11 protein-coding genes are annotated in these 14,875 nt (G+C 70.3%); 4 read left to right on the top strand and 7 right to left on the bottom strand.

Features of this window, described 5'->3' with window-relative positions; all coding sequences use genetic code 11:
• Nucleotides 1-32: 32 nt before the first annotated feature.
• The 4 genes from HRC28_RS17915 (at nucleotide 33) to HRC28_RS17900 (ending at nucleotide 5,506) form a co-directional block, all read left to right on the top strand.
• Nucleotides 33-1,358: an MFS transporter gene (locus HRC28_RS17915; protein ID WP_202033104.1), complete on the top strand. Its 1,326-nt coding sequence runs from the start codon at nucleotides 33-35 to the stop codon at nucleotides 1,356-1,358.
• Nucleotides 1,355-1,978, top strand: a complete 624-nt coding sequence (locus HRC28_RS17910; protein WP_182376799.1) for an alpha/beta hydrolase — start codon at nucleotides 1,355-1,357, stop codon at nucleotides 1,976-1,978. Before HRC28_RS17915 ends, HRC28_RS17910 begins: the two co-directional genes overlap by 4 nt.
• A 79-nt stretch (nucleotides 1,979-2,057) precedes the next feature.
• Nucleotides 2,058-3,095, top strand: a complete 1,038-nt coding sequence (locus HRC28_RS17905) for a putative sulfate exporter family transporter (RefSeq protein WP_202033103.1) — start codon at nucleotides 2,058-2,060, stop codon at nucleotides 3,093-3,095.
• A 68-nt stretch (nucleotides 3,096-3,163) separates the two neighbouring features.
• Nucleotides 3,164-5,506: a phosphoketolase family protein gene (locus HRC28_RS17900; protein WP_182376798.1), complete on the top strand. Its 2,343-nt coding sequence runs from the start codon at nucleotides 3,164-3,166 to the stop codon at nucleotides 5,504-5,506.
• Nucleotides 5,507-5,513: 7 nt separating this feature from the next.
• Here HRC28_RS17900 and HRC28_RS17895 read toward each other — a convergent pair whose 3' ends face one another.
• From HRC28_RS17895 to HRC28_RS17865, 7 genes are read right to left on the bottom strand one after another with little or no spacing between them, the layout of a single operon-like run.
• Nucleotides 5,514-6,068, bottom strand: coding sequence for a flavodoxin family protein (locus HRC28_RS17895; RefSeq protein ID WP_182376797.1), 555 nt, complete (start codon nucleotides 6,066-6,068; stop codon nucleotides 5,514-5,516).
• Nucleotides 6,065-6,907, bottom strand: a complete 843-nt coding sequence (locus tag HRC28_RS17890) for a universal stress protein (protein ID WP_182376796.1) — start codon at nucleotides 6,905-6,907, stop codon at nucleotides 6,065-6,067. The genes HRC28_RS17895 and HRC28_RS17890 overlap by 4 nt, the downstream gene beginning before the upstream one ends.
• Before the next feature lie 13 nt (nucleotides 6,908-6,920).
• Nucleotides 6,921-7,826, bottom strand: a complete 906-nt coding sequence (locus HRC28_RS17885; RefSeq protein ID WP_182376795.1) for a universal stress protein — start codon at nucleotides 7,824-7,826, stop codon at nucleotides 6,921-6,923.
• Nucleotides 7,741-11,205, bottom strand: a complete 3,465-nt coding sequence (gene cydD / locus HRC28_RS17880) for a thiol reductant ABC exporter subunit CydD (RefSeq protein ID WP_182376794.1) — start codon at nucleotides 11,203-11,205, stop codon at nucleotides 7,741-7,743. The genes HRC28_RS17885 and cydD overlap by 86 nt, the downstream gene beginning before the upstream one ends.
• On the bottom strand, nucleotides 11,202-12,227 hold the full coding sequence (gene cydB / locus HRC28_RS17875; protein ID WP_182376793.1) for a cytochrome d ubiquinol oxidase subunit II: 1,026 nt from the start codon (nucleotides 12,225-12,227) through the stop codon (nucleotides 11,202-11,204). Before cydB ends, cydD begins: the two co-directional genes overlap by 4 nt.
• Nucleotides 12,228-12,241: 14 nt before the next feature.
• Entirely contained in the window at nucleotides 12,242-13,678 is a 1,437-nt protein-coding gene (locus HRC28_RS17870) for a cytochrome ubiquinol oxidase subunit I (RefSeq protein WP_182376792.1), read from the bottom strand.
• A 39-nt stretch (nucleotides 13,679-13,717) separates the two neighbouring features.
• Entirely contained in the window at nucleotides 13,718-14,776 is a 1,059-nt protein-coding gene (locus HRC28_RS17865) for a nitroreductase family protein (protein ID WP_182376791.1), read from the bottom strand.
• Between the last annotated feature and the right edge of the window lie 99 nt (nucleotides 14,777-14,875).

Genomic DNA, 14,875 nt, shown 5'->3' with positions numbered 1-14,875 from the left:
CCAGCGATCCGAACGACTCAGGAGCCATTGCCATGACACTGCACATCGACGAGGGTGCAAGCACGATGCTGTCCTCCGAGGTGTCCTCGGACCCTCCGCGCCCCACCCTGACGTCACGGGCCTTTCCGTGGGTCGTCTTCGCGCTGACCTTCGGACTCCTGCTCAGCGACTACATGTCGCGGCAGGTGCTGTCCGCGATCTTCCCGCTGCTCAAGTCCGAGTGGGGGCTGACCGACACGCAACTGGGCAGCCTCACCGGCGTCGTCGCACTGGCGGTCGGCGTGCTCGCCGTACCGCTGTCCATTCTGGGTGACCGGTTCGGCCGGGTGCGGGCGATCCTCGCGATGGGCACGGTCTGGAGCCTGGCCACCCTGGGCTGTGCCATCGCGTCCAGCTACGGACAGTTGATGCTGGCTCGCCTGCTCCTCGGCGTCGGCGAGGCAGCCTTCGGCAGCGTCGGACTCGCGGTCGTCCTGGCGGTGTTCCCGGCCAGTCGTCGGGCCGCTCTGACCGGTGCCTTCATGGCCGGCGGCGTGTTCGGTGCGGTCTTCGGCGTCGCGATCGGCGGCCTGCTGGCCGAGCGGATGGGCTGGCGCGCCTCGTTCGTCGCGATGGCCGTCATCGGCTTCGTGCTCGTTGCCTTCTACCGGCTGCTCGTCTCGGAGGAGAAGCTCGCTGCGCACCGGGTCGACGTCGATCCGGCCACCGTGTCGTCGTACCGCCCGAAGCTGTCGACGTTGTTCGCCACGCCGGCCGTCCTGCTGGCGTACGCCGGCAGCGGGGTCCAGCTGTTCGTGGCCGGCTCGCTCTACGGATGGCTGCCCAGTTACCTGCACCGGGCCTACGGGCTGGAGGTGGATCGCGCTGCCGTGTCGGCCGCCGGATTCTTCCTGCTGATGGGTGCCGGGATGATCCTCTGCGGGGTCCTGACCGACCGGCTCTGTGCCGCTGTGCCGGTCCGGAAGTGGACCACTTCCATCGTCTACGCGGCGATCACGCTCGTCGCGCTCGGACTGGCCTTCAGCCAGTCACCGGGGGCCTGGCAGTTGGTGCTGATCGGCGTCGGTGCGTTCTTCTGCGCTGGTACGGCGGGGCCGGCTGGTGCGATGGTCGCGAACCTGACGCCCGAGCCGCTCAGGGCCACCGCCTTCGGGACGCTCACCCTGGCCAACAACCTGCTCGGCCTGGCGGCCGGACCGTTCGTGATGGGCGTCCTCGCCGATCGCTACGGTCTCGCGACGGCGTTCCAGACGCTGCCGTTCGTCTGTGCCCTCACCATCGTTCTGCTGTGGGCCGGCCGGTCCTGCTACCCGGCGAGCCTCGCCCGTGGGCAGCGGAAGGTGGAGGTCGAGCGATGAGCGCGCGACCGACCGTCGTTCTCGTCGCCGGCCTGCGCGGCCCGGTGGCGACCCACTGGCAGACCTGGCTCGGGCACCGGCTCGATGACCGTGGCGAGCCGAACGTGACCGTTCCGCTCCTCGGTCGCGAGCACATCGACCTCGACGAGCGGGTCGCAGCGCTGGACGCCGTGGTGCGCTCGGTCGCCGGTCCCGTCGTCCTCGTCGCGCACAGCGCCGGCGTGATCACCACCGTGCACTGGGCGCGCCGCAACGCGGCGGCCGCCCGGCGCGTGGTCGGTGCGCTGCTCGCGACGCCGCCGGACCTGGTGTCGCCGTTGGGCGCGGAGTACCCGTCGCTCGATCTGCTCGGCGAGCAGGGCTGGACGCCCGTCCCGGTCCGCCTGCTGCCCTTCCCGAGCATCGTTGCGGTCAGTACGACCGACGACCTCGCTGATCCACAGCGGGTGCTCGCGCTGGCGCTGGCCTGGGGGAGTGAGGTCGAGGTGCTCGGCCCCGTCGGTCACCTCAACCCGGCCTGCGGCTTCGGCCCATGGCCGCGCGGTGAGGAACTGCTCGCGCGGCTCGTCGAGCAGGCCATGGAGCTGGGCTCGTACGGCGCAGTGGAGGTGGCGTCGTGACGTCGCCCGGCTCCTGGTACGGCTTCACCACGGCCTTCATGGCCTGGCGCGCCACCCGCACGACGATGACCTCGAAGCGGTGACCGCCGTCGTCGTACCCGCCCCGGAAGCCGAGGCGGGCAGCCCGTCGCGCCCGCGTGGCTCTGCAGATCTGTCCGCAGTGCTCGCCCTCGGTCTGGGGCTGGCCGGTGCTTTCGTGGGCCACGCCCTGGTCCCGAGCGTCGGCGTGCTGACCTGGGCGGTCGGGCTCGGCGTGGTGGCCGCGAACACCGGCCTGCTGCCGGCATCGAGCACCGCGTGCCTGGGCTGGACCACCCGCCGCTTGTTGCGTGTCGGGGTGGTGCTGCTCGGGTTCTCGATCTCGCTGGCTTCGGTGGTCGCGCTCGGCGTCCCCGTGGTCGCGCTGACGGCCGGGACGCTGGTCGCCACCCTGCTCTTCACCATCTGGCTCGCCCGCCGGATGGGCGTCGGGCACTCACGAAGCCTGGTGCTGGGCGCCGGGTTCGCGATCTGCGGCGCGTCCGCGATCGCCGCGATGGAGCGGACCGCGGATGCCGACGACGAGGACGTCACGGCCGCCATCGCGATGGTCACCCTGTGGGGCACCGTCGCGATGATCGCGCTGCCAGCGCTGCAGGCTCCCCTCGGCCTCTCGGATCGTGACTTCGGGATCTGGGCGGGCGCCAGCGTCCAGGAAGTCGGTCAGGTCGTCGCTGCAGCGAGCCCCGCCGGCGCCGCGGCACTGGCCGTGGCCGTCGTCGTGAAGTTGACGCGGGTGCTCCTGCTGGCGCCGGTCGTGGCCGCGGTCAGCGCCGGTCGCCGGTTCCGTCCGGACGCACCGTCTCCCGTTGGCGGAGTACGACGACCGCCCCTCGTGCCGCTGTTCGTCATCGGCTTCGTGGCCTGTGCGGTGCTGCGCACCCTCGGCCTGGTGCCGGAAATGATGCTGGGACCGATCGCCCAGATCCAGATCGGTGCGCTCGGTGCCGCGCTGTTCGGCATGGGCGCGAGCGTCCGGCTCGGCTCGCTCGTCCGGGGCAGTGGGCCGTTGATGCTGACCAGTGCCCTGGCGACCCTGTTCGTGCTCGGTGTCTCGCTGGTCGGCGTCGCTGTCTGACCCCGGGGCTCACCCACCGTGCAAGCCAACCGTGTAAGAAGGTAGGTGATGCGTGACCTGGAGGTCCCATGACGAACCTGAGCGAGAAGCAGGTGTTCGACCTCGACGCCTGGTGGCGCGCGGCCAACTATCTGAGCGTCGGACAGATCTACCTGCTCGACAACGCCCTGCTCCGTCGCCCGCTGGAGCCGACGGACATCAAGCCACGCCTGCTCGGGCACTGGGGGACGACACCTGGGCTCAACCTGGTCTGGGCCCACCTGAACCGGATCATTCGCGAACGCGACGTCAACGCGATCGTCCTCGCCGGCCCGGGTCACGGTGGTCCGGCCGCCGTCGCAAACGCGTGGCTGGAGGGCACCTACTCCGAGGTGTACCCGCGGGTGAGCCACGACGAGGAGGGCATGCGCCGTCTCTTCCACCAGTTCTCGTTCCCGGGAGGCATTCCCAGCCATGTGGCTCCGGAGACGCCCGGATCGATCCACGAGGGTGGCGAACTCGGCTACGTGCTCTCGCATGCGTACGGTGCCGTCCTCGACAACCCCGACCTGGTGGCGGTGGCGGTGGTCGGCGACGGAGAGTTCGAGACCGGGCCGCTCGCGGCGTCGTGGCACAGCACCAAGTTCGTGGACCCGGTGCAGGACGGCGCCGTCCTGCCGGTGCTGCACCTGAACGGCTACAAGATCGCCAATCCCTCCGTGGTGGCGCGGATTCCGCGCACCGAGCTGCACGACCTGCTGCGTGGCTACGGGCACGAGGTGCTGACGGTCGAGGGTGACGACCCGGCCGACGTCCACCGTCAGATGGCCGCAGCCATGGACACCGCGCATGACCGGATCCGCGAGATCCAGCGTGCGGCCCGCGAGCACGGTGACGTCGTACGACGACCGTGGCCGATGATCCTGATGGTGACGCCGAAGGGGTGGACCGGCCCGGGCATCGTGGACGGCAAACAGGTCGAGGGCACGTGGCGTGCCCACCAGGTGCCGCTCGCCGGCACTCGCGAGGACGCCGGACACCGCGCGATCCTCGAGGACTGGATGCGTTCCTACCGCCCCGAGGAACTCTTCGACGCCGAGGGACGGCCGGTCGCGCATCTCCGGGCGCTCGCGCCCCAGGGGGCCCGACGTACCAGCGCGAACCCGCATGCCAACGGCGGCCTGCTGCGCCGGCCGCTGGAACTGCCGCACTTCTCGACCTCCGCGGTCGCCGTCAGTGCTCCGGGGGCGTCGATCCACGAGCCCACCCGCGTGCTGGGCCAGTACGTCGCGGAGATCATGCGCCGCAACGTCGACAACTTCCGGGTCGTCGGCCCCGACGAGACGGCGTCCAACCGGCTCGACGCGGTGTACGACGTGACCGACAAGGTCTTCCAGGGTGAGATCCTCGATTCCGACGAGCACCTTGCGCACAGCGGTCGCGTGATGGAGATCCTCTCCGAACACACCTGTCAGGGCTGGCTCGAGGGCTACCTCCTGACCGGGCGACACGGGTTGTTCAGCTGCTACGAGGCGTTCATCCACATCGTCGACTCGATGCTCAACCAGCACGCCAAGTGGCTCACGACGACCCGCGGGATCGGGTGGCGTCCGCCGATCTCGTCGCTGAACTACCTGCTCACCTCCCACGTGTGGCGACAGGACCACAACGGTTTCTCGCACCAGGACCCCGGCTTCATCGACCACGTGGTCAACAAGAAGGCCGAAGTGGTGCGGGTGTACCTGCCGCCGGACACGAACACCCTGCTCGCCACGATGCAGCACTGCTTCGCGAGCAGCCACTACGTCAACGTGGTCGTGGCCGGCAAACAGCCTTCCTTCGACTGGCTGGATGCCGAGCAGGCGGAGCGGCACTGCGCCCGCGGGGTCGGGATCTGGGACTGGGTGTCCTCCGGCGGTGAGCCGGATGTCGTGCTCGCGTGTGCCGGCGACGTACCGACTCTCGAAGCGTTGGCGGCAGCATCGTTGCTGCGTGAGCACCTGCCCGACCTTGCGGTCCGCTTCGTCAATGTCGTGGACCTGATGCGACTCCAGGACGAGCGCGAACACCCCCACGGCTTGTCTGATCCGGCCTTCGACGAACTCTTCACGGTCGACCGTCCGGTCGTGTTCGCGCACCACGGGTACCCGACGCTGATCCACCGGCTGACCTATCGCCGTACCAACCACGAGAACATCCACGTCCGCGGATACCTTGAGGAGGGCACCACCACCACGCCGTTCGACATGGTGATGATGAACGACCTCGATCGCTATCACCTGGTGATGGATGTGATCGATCGGGTTCCCGGACTGGCGGAGCGGGCGGCGGACGTGCGTGCGTCGATGGTGGAGACCCGGAGGCGGGCCCGAGCATGGACCCGCGAGCACGGGGAGGACATTCCCGAGGTCCGGGAATGGGTCTGGCGCTAGGTCGTCATCAGGCCGGTGCGGCCGCGAGGTCGTCGCGGCAGGCGGCGCCCATCATCTGACCCCAGCGCTCGGCGCGGGCCAGTTCGCCCTCGGCCAACGGGCCGCGGGTCCGGTCGACCAGGAAGGCGACGGGCTTGCGCAACATGCGGAACCCGTGTCGTCGCAGCAGTCGTGCGGCCGTGACGCCAGCGGCGAGGGGCAGGCGGCGTACCCGGGCAACCCGGGTGTCGAAGATGACCAGTCGATCGGTTCCGAACCGCTCGGGGGTCGCGCTCACGATCCAGTCACGGAGCCCGATCGTGGCCCTGGATGCCGGTGCGCCCTGGTGGACAGCGTCCTGCCGGCTCTGCGCGCGGCTCAGGGTGAAGGCGTGGGTGGGCGCTCCGGCCACCAGGAGGTCGACGTTGATCGGACCGGTGGCCGCGAGCGAGGTGACGGGAACCGCATGGGCCTCGAAACCGGCACGCTCCAGACCGCGGGCGATCGCCTCGGCGACGCGTGCGGTGTTGTCGAACATCGACTCGTAGACCACCAGGGCACTGCGGTCCGCTCCGGTGTTCACGGGAGCTGTCCGCCCCGGGGCTCCGGGACCACACCGACGACGGTGTCGGCTCGCTCGACCACGGCGGTCGCGATCGATCCCGTCACGAGACGCGTCACGGTGTCGACCGGGTGCCGTCCGACGACGACCAGGTCCCACGCAGCGGTGCGCCCACTGAGGACGTCGTCGACCAGTCCATGCGTGACGCGAATTGAGACGGGGACGTCGGGGTACTTCTCGCCGAAGCCTGCGATCGATTCCGCCAGCAGGCGGTGCGGGTCGTCGCCGGTGCCGAGGTCGACCCCTTCCAGGGAGACGTTCCGGTCGCCGGACACGGCTGCGACCACGTCCCAGATGCAGTGGACGACCGTCAACACCATGTCGCGCATGGCGGCCTGGGCGAAGGCGAACTCGATGACAGCCCGGGATTCGGGGGTGCCGTCGGCGCCGACCAGCACACCGCGTCCACGGTGACCTTCCGCCTGCGGTCGGCACACGATCACCGGGCACCAGGACAGCCGGCTGACGGTGGCGCTGACCGAGCCGAGCAGCATGCTCTGAACGGCGCCGCGGCCGCGCGACCCCAGGACGAGGAGGTGGGCGTCGTGGGACAGCTCGACCAGGACCGAGCGGGGGTCGCCGGCTGCGGTCAGCCCCACGACGTCGATGCCGGGTGCTGTGTCGGAGGCCAGTCGCACGGCGTCCTGATTGACCCTGTGGTTGTGCCCGTCGACGGTCACGACCACCAGGCTCCTCCGTTCGAGGTGGGCCTGCTCGGCCGCCCAGACGACGGCTCTGTCTGCATGCTTGGAGCCATCGGCGGCGACGACGATGCTGCCGGGGTGCTGGAGACGGTTCATCTCTCGACCTCTCTCAACGCTCGAGTGCGGGTTCGGACTGGGGTACGACGACCACGGTGGTGTGGGCTCGTTCGACGACGGCAGTCGCGATCGAGCCGGTGAACAGCTGGAAGAGCGTGTCGACGGGGTGTCGGCCGACCACGATCAGGTTCCAGTCGCCGCTTCGAGTCGTCAGGCAGTCCTCGGCGAGGCCGTGCGCGAGGCGGAGGTGGACGGTCACCTCCGGGAACTTGGCGGACATGCCCGCAACGCTCTCGGCGAGGAGCAGGCGCTGCTCTTCGAGCCCGGACTCGCCGGGTGCCGCCGGTGCGACGCCGTGGACCGCCGCGATCTCGTCCCAGACGCAGTGCACCACCGTCAGCGGCAGGTCGCGCAGGGAGGCCTGGAGGAACGCGAACTCGATGATGGGCACCGATTCCGCCGTCCCGTCGGCACCCACGAGGACACCGAGCTCAGCTTCGTGGCGCGGGGGGCGACACACGATCACCGGACAATCGGCGTCCCGGCTGACCGCAGCGCTGACCGAGCCCAAGACCTTGCTACGGAACGCCCCTCGGCCGCGCGAACCGATGACCATCAGATGGGCGTGGCCGGAGATGTCGACGAGCGCCTGGCGCGGGTCACCGTGGAGCACCCTGGTCTCGACCTGGAGCGCCGGCCGGAGGTGGTGCGCGATCGCCACCGCCTCGTCGGCAATGGCCTGACCGTGCTCGGCCATCTCGTGGGGTTGGTAGGCGTACCCCGCGCCCACGCCGGCCCAGGTGATCGCGGGGACTCCGGCCGTGCCCACTGCCGTGACGACGGTCAACGGCCGCCGCTCGAGGTAGGCCTGTTCAGCGGCCCACTGAACGGCGCGGTGTGCGTCGTCCGAACCGTCCGTCGCGACGACGACGGTGTGTGGATTGATCGTGGTCTTCATGAGACCAGCCTGTGGCTGTGCGGCTCGGAACGACACGGGCCGTGGCCCCTGAACTCATAGGACTTTTGGCCCCCGGAGGGACCGCCGGGGCCAGCGCGATGGTGCGGTCGACAAGGTCCAGGCCCGGGCCGCCGTGGGTGATCCACAGCACCGACCTGGACCGGTCACCCGTGAGGACCTCGCGCGCCAGCGCAGAGGCCGTTGCCTGGTCCAGGTGGGCGGTCGGTTCGTCGAGGACCAGGACGGGTTGGTCGGCCAACAGGGACCGGGCGATCCCGATCCGGGCGCGCTCCCCACCGGAGACGGCCGCGTGGCCGTCGCCCAGCCAGGTGTGGACGCCCTCGGGCAAGGTGTCCAGCCAGGGGCCGAGACGAGCCCGCCGAAGGACCGCCTCGACCTCCCGGTCCGTCGCCGTTGGCCGGGCCAGCCGGACGTTCTCGAGCAGGGTTGTCGCGAACACGTGGGGGTGGTCGTCGACCAGACCGACCTGTCGTCGTACGACGTCAGGGGCGACGTAGGTCATCAGGGCACCGCCGAGCCGCGCCTCTCCGGTCACGGGATCGAGGAACCGCATCAGGACCGCGGCCAGCGTGCTCTTGCCTGACCCGGACGGGCCGACGACCGCAACCCGGTCGCCCGGGGCCAGGTCGAAGGAGACCGGGGCCGTCATCGGGCCCTGCAGCCGCCATCGGGAGCTGACGTCGCGCACGGTCACGACGTCGCCGATCGGGATGGCCCGCCCCGGGATGTCGGCCACCGCTGGGGGCGTGTGCTCGAGGGCCCTCAGGCGCGCATCGGCCGAGGCGGTGCGGGCAGCGAGGACGCCCGCGTCGGTGCAGGGGAGCGCGACGTCGACCAGCGCGAGTGGGAGCAGCACGAGCAGCGCCATGACCGGGCCGGAGAGGCGGCCCGCGGCGGTGTCGGCGGCGGTCGCAGCCGCGATGGCAGCGGTGGCGGCACCCGAGCTCACCAGGACCAGGACGCGCGCGGAGGTCAACCAGCCGGCCGCGGTCGACGACACCGAACCCATCCGGGCGCTGGTCCCCGCGATCCGGTCGGCGACGTCCACCGTGCGCTGCCACATCAGGATCTCGTCGGCAATCTGGACCGCCTCGACGACCTCCCGTGACAGCACGGCGCGCAGGCCCACGAGCTCGCGTTCGGCCCGTCGGGCCCCGTTCCGGGCCAGCAGGTGGGCGGCTCCGGTGAGAAGTGCCAAGGCCGCCACGACCAGACCGCTCACGGGGTGGAAGAGCGCGGCGACCGTGGTCGTGAGTCCGGCGACGAGGACGAACTGCACCAACGGCATCCGTACCCGCAGCTGGCGGTCCACCACGCTGTCGACGTCGTCGACGATGGAGCTGAGCAGGTCACCACGCCGCGGCCCGAGGATGGCCGGAACGAGGGGCACGAGGGCGTCGTACACCTCGACCCGGCGACGTGCCAACAACCGCAGCGCGGCGTCGTGCCCGCGCAACCGCTCGACGTACCGGAGGACGGGGCGGGCCAGACCGAACGTACGAACGCCGACGATCGCGACGAGCAGGGTCAGGACGGCGGGTCGGCTCGATGCCTGCACGATGAGCCAACCGGCGGTGGCGGTCAGTGCCACACCCGAAGCGGAGGCGAGGGCGCCGAGCACCGTGGCACCGGCGAACGCCCGTCGCTCGTCGCCACTCGCCGGCGCTTCGAGCTGGACCGGAGCCGGGGCGACCACTGGTGTCGCCACCGCGGCAGGCGGAGCCGCCGCGAGAGCAACCGACGGCTGGGGCGCCGGGAGACGGATCTCGTGGTCGGCGAGGTCGACCAGACGGGGCCGGTGGGCCACGACCAGCACGCTGCTCCGTCGGCCCAGGGCGACGATCGTGTCGGCGATGACCTGTTCGGTCAGGTCGTCGAGGTGCGCGGTCGGCTCGTCCAGCAGTACCCACGGCCGGTCGGCCAGCACCACGCGCGCAAGGGCCAGTCGTGCGCGCTCGCCGGCCGACAGGCTGGTGCCGTCCTCGCCCAGTGGAGTCTCGAGGCCGGAGGGGAGTTCATGCACACGGACCTCGAGGGCGACCTCCCGCAGGGCCGCCCACAGGTCCGCGTCGGACGCGTCCGATCGCACCAGTCTGAGGTTGTCGGCGACGCTCCCGGTGACGAAGCGCGGCTGCTGGGGAAGCCAGGCGATCTGGGCCTGCCACGCCGGTCCGCCGACGGTCCGGCCCCCCGACGCGACGACTCCGTCGGTGACCGGGAGCAGGCCGGCGATCGCGGCCAGCAAGGTTGACTTCCCGCAGCCCGAAGGGCCGGTCAGGGCGGTCACGCCCCGCGCGGGAATGAGGGCGCTGATCTCGTGGACCGCCGGCGTCGTGCGGCCCGGGAAGGTGACGGTGACGTGGTCCAGCAGGAGCGGCGCGCCGGTAGGTGCCGCTTGGTCCACAGCCGGATCGGCGGCCGCATCGAGCAGGTCATGGGCCGCGGCAAAGGTGGTCGCACCTTCGGCCGCCGCATGGAACTCGGCACCGACGCGGCGCAACGGCCAGAACGCCTCCGGGGTCAGGAGCAGGACGACGAGGGCGGTGTGCAGGTCGAGGGAGCCGGACGCGAGACGAACGCCGACGGTCACCGCCACCAGGGCGACGGACAGCGTGGCAACCAGTTCGAGAACGGCTGAGGAGGCGAACGCGATCCGGAGGGTCCGTAGGGACGCCCGACGGTAGCGATCAGTCACCTCGGCGATCCGGGTCGACTGGGCGTGTGCCCGGCGGTGAGCGACGAGCGTCGGCAGGCCGCGGACGACGTCGAGGAAGTGGCCGGACAAGGAGGCCATCGCGCGCCACTGCTCCTCGGCACGGTCCCGCGTGGCGAGGCCGACGAGCGCGCCGAACACCGGAACGAGCGGCAGGGTGCACACGACGATCAGGGCACTCAGCAGGTCCTGGGTGGCCAGGGCCACCACCGTCAGGGGCGGCAGCACGGCCGCAACGACGAGGGCAGGAACGTACCGCGTGAGGTAGGGCTCCGCCGCAGCGACGCCGCGTGTCGCCAGGACGGCCACCTCGCCGCTGGCCGGTTCGTCGGTGCTCCCGCCGGGACGGGCGAGCGCGGCCCGGACCAGTCGGTGGCGGAGCACGGTGCCGACCACGGACGCGGCCCGGGCGGCGCAGATGTCGCTCACCGCACCGTTGAGTCCCCGCAGTGTGAGGACGGCCGCCACGGCGATCGCCCACCCCGTCAGCGGGTCGTCGTGGAGCACCGCGATGATCAGGCCGGTGACCACCCATGCCTGGGCGATGACCAGTGCGCCGCCCACGACGCCGGCGGACACCACGCCCGCCAGGCTGCTGCGGGCCGGTGCAAGGAAACGGCGCACCCGCGGGTCGGACGGCTTCATCGGCCAGAGGGCGCAGGGGCCGGTGCGGCCGTCGGGATGTGGTGCACGGCGATCCGCTTGCGGAAGACCCAATAGGTCCAGCCCTGGTAGGCCAGCACGACGGGCGTGAAGATGACGGCCACCACCGTCATGATCCCGAGCGTGTACGACGTCGCGGCGGCGTTGGTCGTCGTCAGGCTCGTGCCGCCGGACATGGTCGTGGGCATCACGTCCGGGAACAGGGCCAGGAACAGGCCGCCCACCGCCAGCGCGATGGCGAGGAAGGTGCTGGTGAATGCCCAACCCTCCCGGCCGGCGTGAGCGAAGAGGCCCGCGCCGACCAGGCCGACCGCGGCCGCTGCGTAAGCGACGGCGGAACTGACGGTGCCGGTCTGCTGCTGGGTCCAGCCCAGGAAGACCAGGGCGAGCACAGCCGTCACGGCCACGCTCGGCACGGCGAGGCGCCGTGCGCGGTGCCGGATCTCGCCGTCGGTCTTGAGAGCGATGAACAGGGCGCCGTGCGTGACGAACAACCCGAGCATGGTCAGACCGCCCAGCAGGGCATAGGGGTTCAGCAGGTTGAAGAACCCGCCGACGTACTCGAGGTCGGCGTCGATCGGGACGCCGCGCAGGATGTTCGCGAACGCCACGCCCCACAGCAGGGACGGCACGAAGGAGCCGATGATGATGGCCAGGTCCCAGCGCGCGCGCCAGCGATCGTCGTCCCGCTTCGCGCGGTACTCGAAGGCGAGCCCGCGGACGATCAACGCGATCAGGATCAGCAGCAGCGGCAGGTAGAACCCGCTGAACAACGTGGCGTACCACTCCGGGAAGGCCGCGAAGGTGGCGCCGCCAGCGACCAGGAGCCAGACCTCGTTGCCGTCCCAGACGGGGCCGATGGTGTTGATCATGACTCGTCGTTCGGTGTCGTTGCGCGCGAGGATCGGCATCAGCATGCCGACGCCGAAGTCGAAGCCCTCCAGGGTGAAGTAGCCGATCCACAGGACGGCGATGAGGATGAACCAGACGGTGGTGAGTTCCATGGTGGTGTCCTCGGTCAGTAGGCGAAGGCGAGCGGACGGTCGTCGTTGTCGCCTGCCGGATCGTCGGGTGCGGGGAGGGTCTCGGCGCCCTTGGCGATCCACGTGAACAGCAGCCGAATCTCGATGACTGCGAGGACGGCGTACACGGCGGTGAGGGCGAGCAGGGAGGTCCAGGCCTCGGCGGTGCTGAGACCGGGCGAGACGGAGTGCTCGGTCGTCATCAGGCCGAAGACGGCCCACGGTTGGCGACCCATCTCGGTGAAGATCCAGCCGAAGGAGTTGGCGAACAGCGGGAGGAACGGCAGGGCGATCGCCGCGACGAGCACGCTGCGGCCCTGCGGGGACCGGTCTCCGCGGGTGGCCCACAGGACCCAGGCGGCGACGACCGCACCGGCCATGCCGAGGCCCATCATCAGTCGGAAGGTCCAGTAGGTCAGCGGGATGACGGGGGTGTAGTCGCCGGGGGAGTAGTAAGCGGCACCCGGGTCGGCGCCGTACTGCTCCTGATAGCGCTCGCGGAGCTGGTTGATTCCCTCGACCTCACCCTTGGGTGCGCCCGTGGCGAGGTAGGACAGCAGGCCCGGGATCTTGACCGCGAACGTCTCCTCCTCACCATCCAGCGTGCCGAGCTGGAAGAGCGAGAAGTCCGCAGGGTTCTCCGTGTCGTAGAGCCCCTCGGCTGCGGCCATCTTCATCGGCTGCACCTCGGTCATGATCTTGCCCTGGAAGTCGCCGCTGATCATGACGCCGAGAGCAGCAACGAGCACGACGCCGGCGCCGCCGCGGACCGCCTTGCGATACATGGTGCGATCGGTGGTCGTCGTCGCCCGCCGCAGGTGCCACAGGGCGATGCCGACCACGAACGCGGCGCCGGTCATGTAGGCCGACAGCACGACGTGGGGGAACGTCACGAGCTGCACCTTGTTGAACATGACGGCGGCGAAGTCGTTCATCTCCGCCCGGCCGGTCTCTGGGTTGTAGGCGAACCCGACCGGGTTCTGCATCCACGAGTTGGCCGCCAGGATGAAGTACGACGACAGCAGGGTGCCGATGTGGAAGAGCACCATGCAGGCGGCGTGGAGCTTCGGGGGCAGCCGGTCCCAGCCGAAGATCCAGAGTCCGAGGAAGGTCGACTCCAGGAAGAACGCGAGCAGGCCTTCGACGGCGAGCGGTGCACCGAAGACGTCCCCGACGAAGCGGGAGTAGTCGCTCCAGTTCATGCCGAACTGGAACTCCTGCACGATGCCGGTGACGATCCCGATCGCGACGTTGATCAGGAAGAGCTTCCCGAAGAACTTCGTCAGGCGAAGCCACATCTCATTGCCGGTCCGCAGCCAGGTGATCTCGTAGCCAGCAATGATCGCCGACAGTCCAATGGTGATCGGGACGAAGAGGAAGTGATAGACGGTCGTGATGGCGAACTGCCACCTCGCGATGTCGGTCGGATCCACGGGAACTCCTGGCGCAGGCGGGGGCTGACTTCAACCACGCTAGGGACCGGACTGCGCCTCGCCCACGGTCGGAATCCCCGCTCCGTCGGGACCTTTGGCCCCCCGGAGCGCACGGTGGTTCAGTACCTCCTGCAGCGGACGCCGCGGGGTGCGTGCGAGTTCGCGTCGGCCCATTGCTTGCCATCCCACCCGCAGCAGGATGTGGGGAACGAACGCGCTGCCGAGGACGTCCCGGGTGATCTCGGCGCGAGCGTCGGCATCCTCGATCGGCTGGCTCATGGGGACGACCGACAGGCCTTGTCGCGCCGCCTCCAGCCACACCGCACTGAGAGCCTGGCCGGCAACGATCCACCCTTCGACGTCGTCGGCAGCACTGCCGATGGCGATGACGCGGTCGCAGCCGTGCAGCGCGAGGCGAGCATCCTCGAGGAGCCCCGGCTGGAAGCGGGAGCGGGCCTGAAGCGGATCAGGGTGATGCGGGAGCAGGGCGTGGGGGATGCCCGCGGCGTCGGCGCGATCGATCCAGCTGTCCTGCTCGGCGCGTTGTTGCCGGTCGAACTCCATCGTCGTCAGCGCCTGGTTCGCCAGGAGTTCGAGACGGAACCGGGACGCCTCATCGGTGACGGCCTGCGCCTCAGCCCCCCAGAGTGCGGCCGTCCGGCACAGGGTGTCGAGCCGATCACCGGGCACCGGCCAGGCAGTGAAGCGTCGGCGATCAGTGCATCGCTCACGCAGGAGACGGATGGCCTCGGCATCGACCGGATGGGGGCCGGTGCGCCCCACCACCACCTCGGCCAGGACCCCACGGTCCGAGGGCACCGGCAGGTGATGCACCGCTGTCTCCCAGCCGAGTGCGCTGGCCGCGAACTCCAGATGGTGGAGTGCGGCGCCGCAACTGATGGTGAGATTCCGACCGGACGGGTCCTCGGCCGCCAGCTGGCGCCGGTGATCGGCATGGAGGGTGAGGCGCTGGTCGACGTACTCCCACAGCCAGGGCTGGGTGTTGTGGACGCTCGGCGCGAGGCCAGCGAGGGCGACCAGTCGCTCGACCACAGCGGCTGGCGCATGGTCGACGCGTGCGGTGCGTACCTGGGTCACGATGGATGCTCCTCCTGATGGTCTTCTCACGATGACCGCTCGTCGGTGGTTCCGGCAGGGCCGAAGGTCCTTCCCGGTGCGGGGCGCACGGTCCTGCTT

The organism is Nocardioides sp. WS12 (assembly GCF_014108865.1).
Classification (GTDB): domain Bacteria; phylum Actinomycetota; class Actinomycetes; order Propionibacteriales; family Nocardioidaceae; genus Nocardioides.
This window is presented reverse-complemented; position numbering and strand designations above follow the sequence as displayed.

Coding starts and splice junctions, on each gene's coding strand:
- HRC28_RS17900 (WP_182376798.1), top strand. CDS start 3,164: ATGACGAACCTGAGCGAGAAGCAGGTGTTCGACCTCGACGCCTGGTGG.
- HRC28_RS17890 (WP_182376796.1), bottom strand. CDS start 6,907: ATGAACCGTCTCCAGCACCCCGGCAGCATCGTCGTCGCCGCCGATGGC.
- HRC28_RS17885 (WP_182376795.1), bottom strand. CDS start 7,826: ATGAAGACCACGATCAATCCACACACCGTCGTCGTCGCGACGGACGGT.
- HRC28_RS17915 (WP_202033104.1), top strand. CDS start 33: ATGACACTGCACATCGACGAGGGTGCAAGCACGATGCTGTCCTCCGAG.
- HRC28_RS17910 (WP_182376799.1), top strand. CDS start 1,355: ATGAGCGCGCGACCGACCGTCGTTCTCGTCGCCGGCCTGCGCGGCCCG.
- cydB (WP_182376793.1), bottom strand. CDS start 12,227: ATGGAACTCACCACCGTCTGGTTCATCCTCATCGCCGTCCTGTGGATC.
- cydD (WP_182376794.1), bottom strand. CDS start 11,205: ATGAAGCCGTCCGACCCGCGGGTGCGCCGTTTCCTTGCACCGGCCCGC.